This window comes from Burkholderia sp. HI2761 (assembly GCF_002223355.1).
In the GTDB taxonomy this organism is placed as follows: Bacteria; Pseudomonadota; Gammaproteobacteria; order Burkholderiales; family Burkholderiaceae; genus Burkholderia.
The window spans coordinates 566352-582386 of the sequence record NZ_NKFN01000004.1 but is presented as its reverse complement, the minus strand read 5'-3'; the positions used below and the strand labels follow the sequence as shown (position 1 = coordinate 582386).

At 67.8% G+C, this 16035-nt stretch carries 13 protein-coding genes and 2 tRNA genes; 9 read left to right on the top strand and 6 right to left on the bottom strand.

The features are described 5' to 3' along the window. Window positions 1–4: 4 nt before the first annotated feature. Entirely contained in the window at window positions 5–1009 is a 1005-nt protein-coding gene (locus CFB46_RS09395) for an RluA family pseudouridine synthase (RefSeq protein ID WP_027783921.1), read from the bottom strand. Window positions 1010–1730: 721 nt separating this feature from the next. Here CFB46_RS09395 and CFB46_RS09385 point away from each other — a divergent pair. From CFB46_RS09385 to CFB46_RS09360, 6 genes are all read left to right on the top strand, one after another. Then, window positions 1731–4880, top strand: coding sequence for an Rne/Rng family ribonuclease (locus tag CFB46_RS09385; RefSeq protein WP_089499828.1), 3150 nt, complete (start codon window positions 1731–1733; stop codon window positions 4878–4880). A 132-nt stretch (window positions 4881–5012) separates the two neighbouring features. Next, window positions 5013–6125, top strand: a complete 1113-nt coding sequence (gene moaA / locus CFB46_RS09380; protein ID WP_089499827.1) for a GTP 3',8-cyclase MoaA — start codon at window positions 5013–5015, stop codon at window positions 6123–6125. Window positions 6126–6153: 28 nt separating this feature from the next. Then, window positions 6154–6771: a molybdenum cofactor guanylyltransferase MobA gene (gene mobA, locus CFB46_RS09375; RefSeq protein ID WP_027783918.1), complete on the top strand. Its 618-nt coding sequence runs from the start codon at window positions 6154–6156 to the stop codon at window positions 6769–6771. Between the two features lie 111 nt (window positions 6772–6882). After that, a complete protein-coding gene (moeA, locus tag CFB46_RS09370; RefSeq protein ID WP_089499826.1) occupies window positions 6883–8181 on the top strand; it encodes a molybdopterin molybdotransferase MoeA in 1299 nt (432 codons plus the stop codon). Window positions 8182–8218: 37 nt separating this feature from the next. Then, on the top strand, window positions 8219–8494 hold the full coding sequence (locus tag CFB46_RS09365) for a hypothetical protein (protein WP_006476519.1): 276 nt from the start codon (window positions 8219–8221) through the stop codon (window positions 8492–8494). Beyond that, a complete protein-coding gene (locus CFB46_RS09360) occupies window positions 8491–8976 on the top strand; it encodes a GNAT family N-acetyltransferase (protein WP_089499825.1) in 486 nt (161 codons plus the stop codon). Before CFB46_RS09365 ends, CFB46_RS09360 begins: the two co-directional genes overlap by 4 nt. Window positions 8977–9066: 90 nt before the next feature. Here CFB46_RS09360 and rmuC read toward each other — a convergent pair whose 3' ends face one another. The 5 genes from rmuC to pncB form a co-directional block, all read right to left on the bottom strand. Beyond that, the gene (gene rmuC / locus CFB46_RS09355) at window positions 9067–10545 is read right to left on the bottom strand and encodes a DNA recombination protein RmuC (protein ID WP_089499824.1); all 1479 of its coding nucleotides are present in this window, start codon (window positions 10543–10545) and stop codon (window positions 9067–9069) included. Then, on the bottom strand, window positions 10542–11531 hold the full coding sequence (locus CFB46_RS09350; RefSeq protein WP_089500380.1) for a 2-hydroxyacid dehydrogenase: 990 nt from the start codon (window positions 11529–11531) through the stop codon (window positions 10542–10544). The genes rmuC and CFB46_RS09350 overlap by 4 nt, the downstream gene beginning before the upstream one ends. A gap of 79 nt (window positions 11532–11610) precedes the next feature. Then, complete coding sequence (locus CFB46_RS09345; RefSeq protein WP_027783913.1) at window positions 11611–13041, bottom strand: sodium:proton antiporter; 1431 nt, start codon at window positions 13039–13041, stop codon at window positions 11611–11613. Between the two features lie 43 nt (window positions 13042–13084). Then, complete coding sequence (locus CFB46_RS09340) at window positions 13085–13747, bottom strand: LutC/YkgG family protein (RefSeq protein ID WP_089499823.1); 663 nt, start codon at window positions 13745–13747, stop codon at window positions 13085–13087. 85 nt (window positions 13748–13832) lie between these two features. Beyond that, a complete protein-coding gene (gene pncB / locus CFB46_RS09335) occupies window positions 13833–15032 on the bottom strand; it encodes a nicotinate phosphoribosyltransferase (protein WP_027783911.1) in 1200 nt (399 codons plus the stop codon). A 289-nt stretch (window positions 15033–15321) separates the two neighbouring features. Here pncB and fdxA point away from each other — a divergent pair, with 289 nt between their 5' ends. The 3 genes from fdxA (at window position 15322) to CFB46_RS09315 (ending at window position 15978) form a co-directional block, all read left to right on the top strand. After that, a complete protein-coding gene (fdxA, locus tag CFB46_RS09325; protein ID WP_011544919.1) occupies window positions 15322–15645 on the top strand; it encodes a ferredoxin FdxA in 324 nt (107 codons plus the stop codon). A 104-nt stretch (window positions 15646–15749) separates the two neighbouring features. Then, window positions 15750–15825: transfer RNA gene (locus CFB46_RS09320), tRNA-Asn, on the top strand. Between the two features lie 77 nt (window positions 15826–15902). Continuing rightward, window positions 15903–15978: transfer RNA gene (locus CFB46_RS09315), tRNA-Asn, on the top strand. The last annotated feature ends 57 nt before the right edge of the window (window positions 15979–16035 follow it).

Genomic DNA, 16035 nt, shown 5'->3' with positions numbered 1-16035 from the left:
CGGTTCAGGCGGTATCGCGCAATGCGCTGAGTTGATCGAGAAAGCGCCTGCATTCGGCGGGCAGCGGCGCATCGAACTGCAGCGCCTCGCCGGTCAGCGGATGAGCGAGCCGCAGCCGGTGCGCATGCAGGAACATCCGTTTCAGCGACGGCTGCGCGTTCGCGCGCGCCAGCGCCTTGTTCAGTGCGAAATCGCCGTACTTGGCGTCGCCGGCGATCGGCAGGCCGAGATGCGCAAGGTGCACCCGGATCTGATGGGTCCGACCCGTTTTGAGTTCCGCTTCGACGAGCACATAGTCGGACCAGCGATCGACGAGGTTGAACACCGTATGCGACGCCAGCCCGTCGTCCTGCACGCGCACGCGGCGCTCCCCTTCCGGGGTCGAATACTTGAATAGCGGCGCCTTCACCGCGCGGCGCCGGCCCCAGTCGGGCTGCCATTCGCCGTGAGCGCACGCGAAGTAGCGCTTGTCCATCCGGTTCTCGCGGATCTGCTCGTGCAGGCCCACCAGCGCCGTGCGCTTCTTCGCGAGCATCAGGATCCCGGACGTCTCGCGGTCGAGCCGGTGCACCAGTTCGAGGAATTTCGCACGCGGACGCGCCTGGCGCATCTGCTCGATCACGCCGAATGCGACGCCGCTGCCCCCGTGGACCGCGACCCCGGCCGGCTTGTCGATGACGAGCATCGCGTCGTCCTCGTACAGCACGTCGAAATTCGCGGGCGGCACGACCGGCGTGTCGGCGCGCGCGAGGTCGGCCGCCGCCACGCGCACCGGCGGCACGCGAACGAGGTCGCCCAGTGCCAGCCGGTACTGCGCGTCGATCCGGCCCTTGTTGACGCGCACTTCGCCGCTGCGGAGGATCCGATAAATATGGCTTTTCGGCACGCCTTTACAGACGCGCAACAGGAAATTGTCGATCCGCTGACCGGCCGAGTTTTCGTCGATCTCGATCATCGATACCTGGCCGCTTGCGACCGAATTCTGGGATATTTTGCCTAACTCATTCATACTGAATATAATTTTGCCCAGCCTGACGTTGTGGGTGGCCTGATCGGCCGGCCCCGGCTGAATTGGGCAAGGCGCAAGCGCAAACTGCTATTTTACTTGCGCCGGGGGTCCGCTGCTCGCCCCTAATCAAAGAGAAGCAGCAAGTTGCACGCACGGCGCCGCCCGTCGGCAAGGATCGCGCCCACAGGCGGATTCGGTCGGCAAGGCGCCGCGGTAACGGAAAGTTGGTTGAAAAGAATTTGATCGGTAGCCCGACGGCGCGAAGTGTGTCCGCAGGCTGCCGGTTGCGAAAATTACGGCGTTGCGCCTGATTTGGCCCCGCGAAGCGTGCGGGGCTTGGCGACGTCAAACCAGGGAAGTACACCCCAAGCGGGAAAGTCGGGCTGGATTCGATACTCCCCGCTGCGGCCCAAGCCGCAGCATCTGCCGCCCGTCGGCGCGCGCGACGCATTGCGCGCGCCCGTGGCAATGCCCGGATCAGGCTTAGCGCGCTTTTGCAGCGTGCGGTGTGTGAACGCCGTGCTTTGAAGCCGTATTCGCAGGTGCCCTATGGCCGCCGGCCCCGTCTTTCGGGCCCAAGCGCCTCTTCAGGCAATTCTCCCCGCCAGCGTTCCCGCTCCAGCGTGCTCGTGACAACACAACAAGGTGCGGCCTGTCGTCGTTCCCGCCCTCGCGCCTGACAACCGCGAGGCGTCGGCAGCGGAGCCGCCTGGAGTCGTTCATGAAACGCATGCTGTTCAATGCGACGCAGCAGGAGGAGCTGCGCGTCGCCATCGTCGATGGGCAAAAGCTCATCGACATCGACATCGAAACCGCCGGGCGCGAACAGCGCAAAGGCAATATCTACAAAGGTGTCATCACCCGTATCGAGCCGTCGCTCGAAGCGTGCTTCGTCAACTACGGCGAAGACCGCCACGGCTTCCTGCCGTTCAAGGAAGTCGCCCGCCAGTACTTCAAGGATGGCATCGACATGCGCTCCGCGCGCATTCAGGATGCCCTGCGCGAAGGCCAGGAGCTGATCGTCCAGGTCGAGAAGGAAGAGCGTGGCAACAAGGGCGCCGCCCTCACCACCTTCATCTCGCTCGCCGGCCGTTACCTCGTGCTGATGCCGAACAACCCGCGCGGCGGCGGCGTGTCGCGCCGGATCGAAGGCGACGAGCGCCAGGAACTGCGCGAAACGATGGCGCAACTGCAGATTCCGGACGGCATGAGCATGATCGCCCGTACCGCGGGCATCGGCCGCAGCGCCGAGGAACTGCAGTGGGACCTGAACTACCTGCTGCAACTGTGGCGCGCGATCGAGGCCGCCTCGCAAAGCGGCAACGCCGGCCAGCCGATGCTGATCTATCTGGAATCGAGCCTCGTGATCCGCGCGATCCGGGACTATTTCCAGCCCGATATCGGCGAAATCTTGATCGACACGAACGAAATCCATGATCAGGCCCGTGCCTTCATGGACATCGTGATGCCGGACAATGTCGCGAAAGTGAAGCGCTATCACGACGACGTGCCGCTGTTCTCGCGCTTCCAGATCGAGCATCAGATCGAAACCGCGTACTCGCGCACGGTCCCGCTGCCGTCCGGCGGCGCGATCGTGATCGACCACACCGAAGCGCTCGTCGCGATCGACGTGAACTCGGCACGCGCGACCAAGGGCGCGGACATCGAGGAAACGGCGACCCGCACGAACCTCGAAGCGGCCGACGAAGTCGCCCGCCAGCTGCGCCTGCGCGACCTCGGCGGCCTGATCGTGATCGATTTCATCGACATGGAATCGGCGAAGAGCCAGCGTGAAGTCGAGCAACGCCTGAAGGACGCGCTCAAGCACGACCGTGCGCGCGTCCAGATGGGCAAGATCTCCCGCTTCGGCCTGATGGAGCTGTCGCGCCAGCGCCTGCGTCCGGCGCTCTCGGAAGGCAGCCACGTGACGTGCCCGCGCTGCAACGGCACCGGCCACATCCGCGATACCGAATCGTCCGCGCTGCAGGTCCTGCGGATCATTCAGGAAGAAGCGATGAAGGAAAACACCGCGGCGATCCACTGCCAGGTGCCGGTCGAGGTGACCGCCTTCCTGCTGAACGAAAAGCGTCAGGAAATCAACAAGATCGAGTCGCGCTTCAAGGTCGGCATCGTGCTGATCCCGAACAAGCACCTCGATACGCCGCACTACAAGCTCGAGCGCCTGCGTCACGACGACGCACGCCTCGACGATCCGCGCGCGTCCTGGAAGATGGCCGAGGAAGCGGCCCGCGAGCTCGAGTCGGAAACCGGCTACAGCAAGCGTGCGGCCGAAGTGAAGCCGAAGCAGGAAGCCGCGGTCAAGGGCATCACGCCCGAGCGTCCGGCGCCGAGCGCGCCGCAGCGTCCGGTCGAGCCGGTTGCGGCCCCCGCGCCCGCCCCCGTCGCCGCGGCAAGCGGCGGCTTCATCGGCTGGCTGAAAGGTCTGTTCGGCGTGTCGCAGGCACCGGCGCCCGCACCGGTCGCACCGGCCCCGGCGAAGGAGCAGGCAGCCCGTCCGGCTCGCGAGCGCACCGAAAAGACCGAGCAGCGCGGCGGCGATCGCAATCGCAACCGCCGCAGCGGCGCCCAGCAGGCGCAGGGCGGCCGCGACCAGGCAGCCGCAGGCCGTGGCCAGCCGCAACGCCAGGAACGCGAAGGCAAGGAAGTGCGCGAACCGCGTGAAGGCCGTGAGCCGCGCGAGGGTCGTGAACTGCGTGAAGGCCGGGAAAACCGCGAAGGTCGCGAAAACCGTGAGGGTCGCGAGGGCCGTGGCCCGCGCGAACCGCGCGAAGGTCGCGAGCCGCGTGAAGGCCGTGAGCCGCGCGAACCGCGCGAAAACCGCGAACCGCGCGAGCGTATCGAGCAGCCGGAAGGCGTCGAAGCCACCGGCCGTGGCGAGCGCCAGGAGCGCGGCGAGCGTCGCGAGCGCGGCGAACGCCGCAAGCCGACCCAGCATGCGGCCACGCTCGAAACCGTCACCCGCGGCGAAAACCATCCGGAATCGGAAGCCGACAAGGCTGTTGCGGAAGCCCTGCCCGGCGCGGAACTGGGAGCCGATGCGGAAGCCAGCGCACGTGACGGCGAAGAACGTCGCCGTCGCCGTCGCGGCCGCCGCGGCGGTCGTCGCGAGCGCGAGGAAGATGGCGCAGTCGACCAGACCGAGCAAGGCGCCGAAGGCGAAAGCGAAGTCGCAGCGCAAGCCGTGACGCCGAACGCGCCGGTCGCAGCCGAACCGGCCCACACGGCCGCACCGGCAGTCGTCGCGGCCGTGGCAAGTGCGGTCGCCGTGGAAGCCGTCGCCGAGCAGCATGCCGCACCGGCCGCTGTCGAAGCGCAGCCGGCGCCGGCACATGCCGAAGCGGCTCCGGCCGCCCCGGTCGAGCCCGTCGTCGCCGTCCAGGCAGCAGAACCGGCACCGGTCGCACCGGCGGTCGCGGAAGCGGGCCCGGCGCCGGTCGCGGTGTCGCCGACCGATGCGTTCGAAGTGCCGGCAGCCGCTCCGGCCGCTGTCGAGGCTCCGCAAGCCGCGCCCGTCGAGCCAGCCGCACCGGCCGTCGCGATCGAAGCCGCTCCGGCGGCGATCGAGGCGCCTGTCGAGGCAGCACCGGCCGAGGCCGTCGCTGCACCGGCACCGGCCCCGACACCGGCTCCCGCCCCCGCGCAACCGGCAGCCGCGCCCGCTTCGGCGAGCCTGGATGTCGTGCTGGAGCAGGCCGGTCTCGTCTGGGTGAACACGGACGCCGACAAGTTCGCGGCCGCGCAGGAAGCCGCGTCGCGACTCCCGCGCCCGGCCCGCGTGCCGCGCGAACGCAAGGTGCTGCCGCCGGCCGATACGGCCCCGATGCAGCAGGTCGAAACGACGCACCACTGAACGGCGCATCGCACGACCAGGAAAAGCCCGCCTCCGGCGGGCTTTTTTTATGTCCGCGCTGCGGGTTTCCGCCCACCGGCCCCGCCGGCCGGTTGCGGCTAAAATAGCAGTCTGGTTCGCACTTCTTCCAACATGTCCCGACGCATCATTCCTCTCGCCAACGTCAGCGGGATGCCGGACGTCTCCGGCGTCGCGCATGCCCCCGACGGCACGCTGGCCGACACGTTCGCCAGGCCGCTGCGCGACCTGCGCATTTCGGTGACGGATCGCTGCAATTTCCGCTGCGTGTACTGCATGCCGCGCGCGGTCTTCGACAAGGACTACCCGTTCCTGCCGCACAGCGCGCTGCTCACCCACGAGGAAATCGAGCGCGTGGCGCGCGTCTTCGTCGCCCACGGCGTCGAGAAGATCCGCATCACGGGCGGCGAGCCGCTGCTGCGCAAGAACCTCGAATTCCTGATCGAGCGGCTCGCGCGTCTGACGACGCACGTCGGCCGCCCGCTCGACCTGACGCTGACGACCAACGGCTCGCTGCTCGCGCGCAAGGCGCGCGCGCTGAAGGACGCCGGGCTCACGCGCGTCACGGTCAGCCTCGATGCGCTCGACGATACGCTGTTCAAGCGCATGAACGATGCCGAGTTCGCGAGCGCCGACGTGCTCGACGGCATCTTCGCCGCGCAGGCCGCGGGCCTCGCGCCGGTCAAGGTCAACATGGTCGTGAAGCGCGACACCAACGACAGCGAGATCCTGCCGATGGCCGAGCGGTTCCGCGGCACCGGCGTGATCCTGCGTTTCATCGAATACATGGATGTCGGCACGTCGAACGGCTGGAACATGACCGAGGTGCTGCCGTCGGCGGAGGTCGTCGCGCGTATCGCCGAACGTTTCCCGCTCGTGCCGCTCGAGCCTCACACGGCGGCAGAAACCGCGCAGCGCTGGGGCTATGCGGACGGCAGCGGCGAGATCGGCGTGATCTCGAGCGTCACGCAGGCCTTCTGCGGCGACTGCACGCGCGCGCGGCTGTCGACCGAAGGCAAGCTGTACCTGTGCCTGTTCGCGTCGACGGGCCACGACCTGCGCGCGCTCGTGCGCGGCGGCGCGAGCGATGCCGAGATCGCGACCGCGATCGCCCGCATCTGGCAGGCACGCACCGACCGCTATTCGCAGCTGCGCGGCAGCGCATCGTCCGACGCCGCGCCCGACGGCGCCGGCAAGCGCGTCGAGATGTCGTATATCGGCGGCTGACGCACGCCGCTCTTCGCGCCCACGCACGATGCCCGCTCCCGCCACTCCGTCGATCGCCGGCCTGCTGCTCGCAGGCGGGCGCGCCACCCGCATGGATGGCGTCGACAAGGGCCTGCAACTGCTCGACGGTACGCCGCTCGCGCTGCACGTGCTGCGCCGGCTGTCGCCGCAGGTCGACGAGACGCTGATCAGCGCGAATCGCCATGCCGATCGCTATGCCGAACTCGGTGCGCCGTTCGACGCACGCATCGTCGCCGACGAAACGCCCGACTTCCCCGGGCCGCTCGCGGGCCTGCTTGCCGGCATGCGCGCGGCGCGCGCGCCGCTGCTCGCATGCTCGCCATGCGATACGCCCTATCTGCCCGCCGACCTCGTCGCGCGGCTGCATGCGGCGCTCGACGCGCAGCAGGCCGACATCGCGATGGCGATCACCGTCGACGCGCAGCAGATGCGCTCGCCGCAGCCGACGTTCGCGCTACTGCGCACGTCGCTGGCCGACGACCTGGCCGCCCGGCTCGCGGCCGGCGACCGCAAGGTGCGTGCGTGGTACGCACGCCACACGACCGTCGAAGTCGAGTTTCGCGACGAGCGTGCGTTTTACAATGCCAACTCCTGGCAGGAACTCGCCGCGCTGGCCCGTCGCTGACGGCGCCGTGCCGTTCCCGCCCGGCGCCCGCCACACGCGAAACCCGCGCCCAGGCACCCTCCTCGCGCCACCGGCCACGAACCCGATACGCCTCGCGGCGCAGTCCGACTGATGATCACGCAATCCTCGCCCGCTTCCCGAACCGCACCCGACCCCGATGCCCCGCTGTCGCTCGCCGACGCGCAGGCGCTCGCGTGCCGTTTCGCTGCGCCGGTCGACGCGTGCGACACGGTGACGCTGCGCGATGCGCTCGACCGCGTGCTCGCGGCCGACGTGAGCGCGCCGTTCGACATTCCCGCGTACGACAACTCGGCAATGGACGGTTATGCGTTCGACGGCAGCAGCGCGGCACTCGCGTCGGCGCAGGGCGAGGTCGCGATGACGATCGCCGGCACCGCGTTCGCCGGCCATCCGTTCGACGGCGCCGTGGCGGCCCGTGCATGCGTGCGCATCATGACGGGCGCGCCGATGCCGGCCGGATGCGACACGGTGATTCCGCAGGAACGCGTGCGCGTCGATGGCGACACGATCCACTTCGCCGCGCACGACGTCGCGCGCGGCGCGAACTGCCGCAAGGCCGGAGAGAATCTCGCGCGCGGCGCCTGCGCGCTCGCCGCGGGCCGTACCCTGCGGCCATCGGATCTCGGCCTGCTCGCGTCGTTCGGCGTCACCGACGTCACGGTGCGCCGGCGCGTGCGCGTCGCCGTGTTCTCGACTGGCGACGAGCTGCGCGAGCCCGGCGAACCGCTCGGCCGCGGCGCGCTGTACGACAGCAATCGCGGAATGCTGATCGCGATGCTCGAACGGCTGCACGTGGACACGATCGATCTTGGGATCGTCCGCGACGACCCCGCCGCGCTCGAAGCCGCATTGCGCGAGGCCATCGCCGCGCAGGCCGATGCGGTCATCACGTCGGGCGGCGTGTCGGTCGGCGAAGCCGACTTCACGCGCGACGTGATGGCGCGGCTCGGCGACGTGACGTTCGCGAGTCTCGCGCTGCGGCCCGGCCGGCCGCTCGCGTGCGGCACGCTCGCACGCGAAGGGGACAGCGCCGGCCACGCGCTGTTCTTCGGGCTGCCCGGCAATCCGGTCGCATCCGCCGTGACGTTTTACGCGATCGTGCGCCCCGCACTGCTGACGCTGGCCGGCGCACGGACGCCGCCGCCGGCCATGTACACGGCGCTCAGCACGCAGCCGTTGAAGACGCGTCCCGGTCGCACCGAATACCTGCGCGGCATCGCGACGCGCGCCGCCGACGGCCAATGGCACGTCGCGCCGGCCGGATCGCAAAGCTCCGCATCGCTGAGCGGTCTCGCAGCCGCCAACTGTTTCATCGTCCTGGGTCACGATACCGCGGCAGTCGACGCGGGCGCCCCGGTCGACATCCTGCCGCTCGACGGCCTGATCTGAATTCCAATCGGTATATCACTACGGGGGCAATCCGCACATGAAGAAACAAATCTCGTCGATCGCCGCGGGGCAGACCGCCAAGGCGCTGATCCTCGTCTACCTGACGTTCAGCGTGCCGATCGTGCTGCTCGGCATTCTCGTCGCCTATATCCGCTACGGGATGGTCGAGTTGAGCACGATCCTGAGCGCGCTGCTGCTGAACGCGATCCTCGGTTTCGTGCTGCTGTGGATCGCGTGCCATGCGTACAACTGGGTCGCGTCGCGCTTCGGTGGTATCGAGATCGTGCTGTCCGATCCGCCGGAGGAAGCGTGAGCGGCGCGCCGCTGATCCGCGCGGCCGACACGCGCGACGTCGGCGCGATCCTCGCGCTGATGCGCGAGCTGGCCGAATTCGAGAAGCTCACCCACCTGTTCGTCGCGACCGAAGCCGATCTCGCCGACGCGCTGTTCGGCGAGCACCCTGCCGCCGAGGCACGGGTGGCCGAGCAGGACGGCGCGATCGTCGCGTATGCGCTGTTCTTCCACAACTATTCGACGTTCCTCGGCCGCCGCGGGCTCTATCTCGAGGATCTGTACGTGCAGCCGTCGCAGCGCGGCACGGGCCTGGGCACCGCGATGCTGTGTCATCTCGCGGCGCTCGCCGTCGAGCGCCGTTGCGCGCGCTTCGAATGGTCGGTCCTCGACTGGAACCAGCCGGCGATCGATTTCTACGAGAAGATGGGCGCAACCGTGCTGCCGGAATGGCGCATCGTTCGCGTGACGGGCGACGCGCTGGACACGCTCGCCGCGCATTGAGCGCGAGCCGGCCGCGCCGGCGATCGCTGCAAAGGAAAACGGGCGCCGCGGCGCCCGTTTTTTCCGTCCGGCGGCTGCCGGCAGCGCGCATCACGCGTCGTCCGCATCGGCGCCTTCGGCCCCTTCCGCGCCGAGCAGGCCGGCCGCCGCATCGCCCGGCAGCGCCTCGACCTGCTTCAGCTTGCGGCTCATCACGCGCGTGCGCTGCTCGGCAGACTCGATCGAGCGCGTGACCGTTTCGAGCTGCGCCTTCGTGCGTGCGAGCACGTCGCCGAACTTGCCGAACTCGGTCTTGACCGCGCCGAGCACCTGCCACACCTCGCTCGAGCGCTGCTCGATCGCGAGCGTGCGGAACCCCATCTGCAGGCTGTTCAGCAGCGCGGTGAGCGTGGTCGGCCCGGCGACCGTCACGCGATAGTCGCGCTGCAGCAGGTCGGTCAGCCCCGGGCGGCGCAGGATCTCCGCATAGAGCCCCTCGGTCGGCAGGAACAGCAGCGCGAAATCGGTCGTGTGCGGCGGCGCGACGTACTTCTCGGCGATCGTGCGCGCTTCCATCCGCACCCGTGCCTCGAGCGCACGCGCCGCCTCCTCGACCGCCACCGCATCGGCGCGTTCCTGGGCGTCGATTAATCGCTCGTAGTCCTCGCGCGGGAATTTCGCGTCGATCGGCAGCCACACCGGCGGCGCGTCGCCCGTGCCGGCAGCGCGGCCCGGCAGCCGGATCGCGAATTCGACGCGCTCGGTACTCTTCGGCACCGTCGCGACGTTCTTCGCGTACTGGTCCGACGTCAGCACCTGTTCCAGCAGCGCCTCGAGCTGCACTTCGCCCCAGGTGCCGCGCGTCTTCACGTTGGTCAGCACCTTCTTCAGATCGCCGACGCCGGCCGCGAGCGTCTGCATCTCGCCGAGCCCGCGATGCACCTGTTCGAGCCGGTCCGACACGAGCTTGAACGATTCGCCGAGCCGCTGCTCGAGCGTCGCGTGCAGTTTCTCGTCGACGGTGCGGCGCATCTCCTCGAGCTTCGCCGCGTTGTTCGTCTCGATTTCCTTCAGCCGCTGTTCGAGCGTCGCACGCACCTCGCCCATCCGGCGGTCGTTCGCCTCGGTCAGTTGCGTGAGCTGCCGGTTCAACGTATCGCCGAACAGCCGCAGCGCGCCCGTCTGTTCCTCGCGCGCCTGCTGGGCCTGGCGCTGCACGCTCTCGCGCATCGCATCGAACTGCTGCGCATTGCCGGCGACGAGCTTGCCGAGCTGCTGCGCGAACCCCTCGATCTGGTTGTTCTGCACGGTCGCCACGCTCGTCAGTTGCGCGGCGAGCGTCTGCTGCAACTGGGCAAAGCTGCCGGCCAGCTCGGTACGCGACCCGCGTGCGTTTTCGACGATCTCGCCGCGCAATTCGCGTTCGAGCCGCTCGACCGCGCGCGCCTGCGCATGCGCGGCATCCTCGATCTGGTCGCCGAGCACGGCCGCGTCGTCGTGGCGGCCGCCGCCGCGCACGAGCGCGACGATCGCCACCGCGAGCGCGACGGCCAGCACGACGACCGCAGCAAGCAACAACGTCATCGTCATGCGCGCGGCTTCCCGATCACGTCAGGGTTGATCGGATTCGGCGGCTGCCCCGCACGCGGCCCCTCGCCCAGCGCGGCGATCAGGTTGTCGGCGGCGAGATTCGCCATCGCGCGGCGGGTCTTTTCGGTCGCGCTCGCGATATGCGGCGTCAGCACGACGTTCGGCACCTCGAGCAGCGCCGGATGCACGCTCGGCTCGCCCTCGTACACGTCGAGGCCGGCCGCGGCGATCGTCCCGTCGCGCAGCGCGGCGGCCAGTGCCGCATCGTCGACGATCCCGCCGCGCGCGATGTTGGTCAGCGTCGCCGTGGGTTTCATCTTCGCGAGCTCGGCCGCGCCGATCGTGTGATGGTTCTCTTTCGTGTACGGCAGCACGAGCACGACATGATCGGCACGCGCGAGCAGCGCATCCTTCGACACGTATTCGGCATTCAGCTCGGCTTCGATCTCGGGCGCGACCCGCGACCGGTTGTGATAGATCACCCGCATCCCGAAGCCGCGCGCGCGGCGCGCGAGCGCCTGGCCGATGCGGCCCATCCCGACGACGCCGAGCGTCGAGCCATGGATGTCGGTGCCCAGGAAGCCGTCGTACGCCCACTTTTGCCAGTGACCGGCGCGCAGCCAGTGTTCGGATTCGGCGATCCGGCGCGCGGCGGCCATCATCAGCGCCCAGCCGAAATCGGCGGTCGACTCGTTCAGCACGTCGGGCGTGTTGGTACCGAGCACGTTCGCCGCGTTGAATGCGGCCATGTCGAAGTTGTTGTAGCCGACCGCCATGTTCGCCACGACGCGCAGGCGCGGCGCGGCAGCGAGCGTTGCCGCGCCGACCGGGTCGCCGGCCGTCAGCGCGCCGTCCTTGTCGGCCAGACGCGCGGCGAGCGCGTCGGGCGCGAGCGCGTCGCCGTCGTTCCAGTCGACTTCGAAATACTGCTTGAGCCGTTCGATCACGTCCGGAAAGATCGGACGCGCGACCAGGATCTTCTGCATCGCCATCTCCGCATGCCGCGGACGGCTCGTGGCGCCGTGCGCCGCCGGGACCGCCCGCTCGGGGTTGAAAATCGTCAGCTTACGCCGGGAAGAAAAGCCACGACGTCAGCAGGAATACCGGTATCAGCACGACGAGCGCCCAGCCGAGGTACGCGAAGAAGCTCGGCATCTTCACGCCGCGCGATTCGGCGATCGCCTTCACCATGAAGTTCGGCGCGTTGCCGATATAGCTGTTCGCGCCCATGAACACCGCGCCGGCGGAAATCGCGGCGAGCGTCGACGCGCCGGTCGTCATCAACGCCTGCGCATCGCCGCCGGCGAGGTTGAAGAACACGAGATAGGTCGGCGCATTGTCGAGGAACGACGACAGGATGCCCGTCGCCCAGAAGTACATCGCGTCGATCGGCTTGCCGTCGGGCCCCGTGACGAGATGGACGATCTGCGCGAACGCGCCGTCCGCACCCGCGCGCAGGATCACGATCACCGGCGCGATCGTCACGAAGATGCCGGCGAACAGCTTCGCGACTTCCTCGATCGGCGCCCAGTTGAACGCGTTGCCCTCGCGCGCGGAACGCGGCGTCAGCGCGAGCGACGCGAGCGTCACCACCACGAGCGCGACGTCGCGCACGAGATTCTGCAACGCCACGTGCGTGCCCCACACGTCGAACGAAATGCCCGGCTTCCACACGCCGCTCATCAGCACGAGCGCGATCACGGCCGCCAGCAGCACGAAGTTGATCTTGCCGTCGATCGACAGCGCCGCGCCGTCGGGCGTCGGATCGAGCGCGGCCGGCCGCTCCTCGCCGCCCTTCCGGTAGAAGTACGTATCGAGCGCGAAGAACAGCGTCAGCAGCACCACGCAGATGAACAGCATCGGCAGCGCGAGATGCGTGGTCGTCCAGAAGAAGCTCACGCCGTTCAGGAAGCCGAGGAACAGCGGCGGATCGCCGAGCGGCGACAGCGATCCGCCCGCGTTCGCGACGAGGAAGATGAAGAAGATCACGACGTGCACGACGTGCTTGCGGTTGTCGTTGGCGCGCAGGAGCGGCCGGATCAACAGCATCGCGGCGCCCGTCGTGCCCATCACGCTCGCGAGCAGCGTGCCGAGCGCGAGAATCGCGGTATTCAGTTTCGGCGAACCATGCAGATTGCCGTTCACGCAGATGCCGCCCGCGACCGTATAGAGCGCGGTGAGCAGCACGATGAACGGAATGTATTCCTCGAGCAGCGCATGCACGAGCGTGCCGAACGCGGTGCCGGCGCCGAACGCGACCGCGAACGGCACCAGGAACACGATCGCCCAGCCGGCGGCGATCTTGCCGAAGTGGTGATGCCAGAACACGGGCGCGACGAGCGGGAACAGCGCGATGGACAGCAGGATCCCGGCGAACGGGATACCCCAGAGCGCGGACAGCGTGGCACCGTCGAGCGTGGCGGCCGATGCGAGCGCGGGAGCGGCGCCAAGCGCGATTCCCGACGCCATGCCCGCCCAGGCGGCGTGTCGTTTCATGCGGAACTTCCTTGTGCGAGTGAGGGTGAATGCAGCGGGCGCGTCATGCGCCCCGTACGACGATCGCATGCACGCGGTATGGGCCGTGCGCACCCAGAATGATCGTTTGCTCGATGTCGCCCGTGCGCGACGGGCCCGACACGAAATTGACCGCGCGCGGCAGTTCGCCGCGCTCCGCGCGAATCAGCGCGAACGCGTCTTCATGACCGGCGACGATGCGCGACGCCGGCACGATCGCGATGTGGGTTTCTGGCAGCAGGCCGGCCGATGCGTAAGTGTCGGGGCCGGACAGCAATACCAGCGACCCCGTTTCGGCGGTCGCGCAAAAGCAGCCGGTCAGGCCGACGAGATCGCCGTCACGCGGCTTGCGGCACTCGACCGACAGGCCGGCGGCGGCCCAGTCGAGATCGGCCAGCGTGCGCCACGCGACGGCCTGCGTCGGCAGACCGTGAGCGGCAAGATAGCGGGCAGCGGCGGCAGGCGCATCGGCGAGCGTCGCGACTTCGTCGACCGTGGTCGACAGGCGCCCCGCTTCGTCGACGAAAGCGGCGACAAGGTCGGCCGGCGCCGGCGGGCGCGGGCCTTGCGGATGACGGGCGAGATAGTCGGCGACGCCGTCGCGCTCCGCTGCATCGGGTTCGGCCGCGCGCCCCTGCGCCGCGCGAATGCGCGCGAGGATCTGGCGACGGGCAGCGGAAGTGTCCATGAACGGTCCTCGTGACGTTGGCGTGCAATACGTCGGATTATACCGGCCACCCCTACTGCCACACCCTCGGCCGAACGGCCGGCGCCTACTTCGACGCGTCTTCCTCGACCGGCTGCGCGATGCCGAACACCTGGCGCAGGTACGCGAGATACGCCTTGTCGTCGCACATGCTCTTGCCCGGCGAATCCGACAGCTTCGCGACCGGCTGACCGTTGCAGCGAACCATCTTGATCACGATCTGCAGCGGCACGTAGCCGAGATCGTTGGTGAGGTTGGTGCCGACGCCGAACGCAAGCTTGCAGCGGCCGCGGAACCGTTCGTACAGCTGCATGACCTTCGGAATGTCGAGCGCGTCCGAGAACACGAGCACCTTGGTGCGCGGGTCGCACCGGTTCGTCTCGTAATGGCGCAGCATCCGCTCGCCCCAGTCGAACGGATCGCCCGAATCGTGGCGCGCGCCGTCGAACAGCTTGCAGAAATACATGTCGAAGTCGTTCAGGAACGCGTCCATGCCGTAGACGTCCGACAGCGCGATCCCGAGGTCGCCGCGATATTCCTTCGCCCACATCTCGAAGCCGTAGATCTGCGAATCGCGCAGCCGCGGGCCGAGCGCCTGGCACGCCTGCAGGTATTCGTGCGCCATCGTGCCGAGCGGCGTGATGTCGTGCTTCATCGCGTACAGCACGTTGCTCGTGCCCGCGAACTGCGGGCCGAGCCCGTCGCGCAGCGTGAGCGCGACTTCCTCGTGCCAGACCTTCGAGAAGCGCCGGCGCGTGCCGTAGTCGGCGATCTTGCAGTCGGCGAATTCGGGTTTCGCGCCGAGCAGCTTGATCTTCTCGCGCAACCTTTCGCGGCCTTCGCGATAGTCGGGCTCGCGCTGCGTGTTGCGGAAATAGACTTCGTTGACGATCGCGAGCACCGGGATCTCGAACAGGATCGTATGCAGCCACGGCCCCTCGATCACGATGTCGATCTCGCCGTTGCCCTTCGGCGACGGCGTGATCGAGATGTACTTCTCGTTCAGGTGGAACAGCGCGAGGAAGTCGACGAAGTCGCTCTTGATGAAGCGCATCCGCCGCAGGTAGTCGAGTTCGACGTCGGAAAAGCGCAGCGAGCACAGGCCGCGCACCTCGTCGCGAATCTCGTCGATGTACGGCACGAGATCGACGCCGGGCGTGCGGCACCGGAAACGGTATTCGACGTTTGCAGCGGGAAAGTGATGCAGGACGACCTGCATCATCGTGAACTTGTAGAGATCCGTGTCGAGCAGCGAAGTGATGATCATGATGACGGCAGCGCCAATATCGTGACCGGGCCCCGACGCACCGCGCCGCCCGGTCTGTCGGTCATGTTACCCGAATGCGGGCCGGACCATCGTGAAACCGCCCCGCCGCGATGCCGCATCGCGCTCGTGCCAGGCGCGCCGGTATCCGCGTTGCGCACCCCCATAAACTAATCACGAAACGATATAAGCCGGATAGCCGACCACGTCATGCGGGTTTTGCGCTTCAGTTACAATGCCGCTTTTGGCGCAAACGCCACCCCCATATATACCGCCGAGCAGGAGCGTTTTAATGACTCACGTTGTGACCGAAGGCTGCATCAAGTGCAAATACACGGATTGCGTGGATGTGTGCCCGGTGGATTGCTTCCGTGAAGGTCCCAACTTTCTCGCCATCGATCCGGACGAGTGCATCGACTGCGCCGTGTGCGTCGCCGAATGCCCGACCAATGCGATCTATGCCGAAGAAGACGTTCCGGGCGACCAGCAGCAGTTCACCGAACTGAACGCCGAGCTGGCGAAGAACTGGCCGTCGATCACGAAGACCAAGCCGGCACCGGCCGACGCGGACGAGTGGAAGGACGTGCAGGACAAGTTGCACCTGCTCGAGCGCTGATCGCACGGCGGCGACTGCAAAAAAATTTATGCGTCGCGGCTCCAAGGTATTGACAGGTTAGCGAACGCTCCATACAATCTCGTTTCTCTGCTGTTGTTGTTTGTTCCCCGATAGCTCAGTCGGTAGAGCGCCGGACTGTTAATCCGTAGGTCCCTGGTTCGAGCCCAGGTCGGGGAGCCAAAAACGCAAAGGCCCGTTGAAAGTGGACGGGTTTTTTGTTGGACCAGACCAGACAACACGCAGATGTACCGATTTATTCCCCGATAGCTCAGTCGGTAGAGCGCCGGACTGTTAATCCGTAGGTCCCTGGTTCGAGCCCAGGTCGGGGAGCCAAATAGCAAAGGCCCGTCATTCGACGGGCCTTTTGTTTTTCCGGTCGCCGTTCCGCCT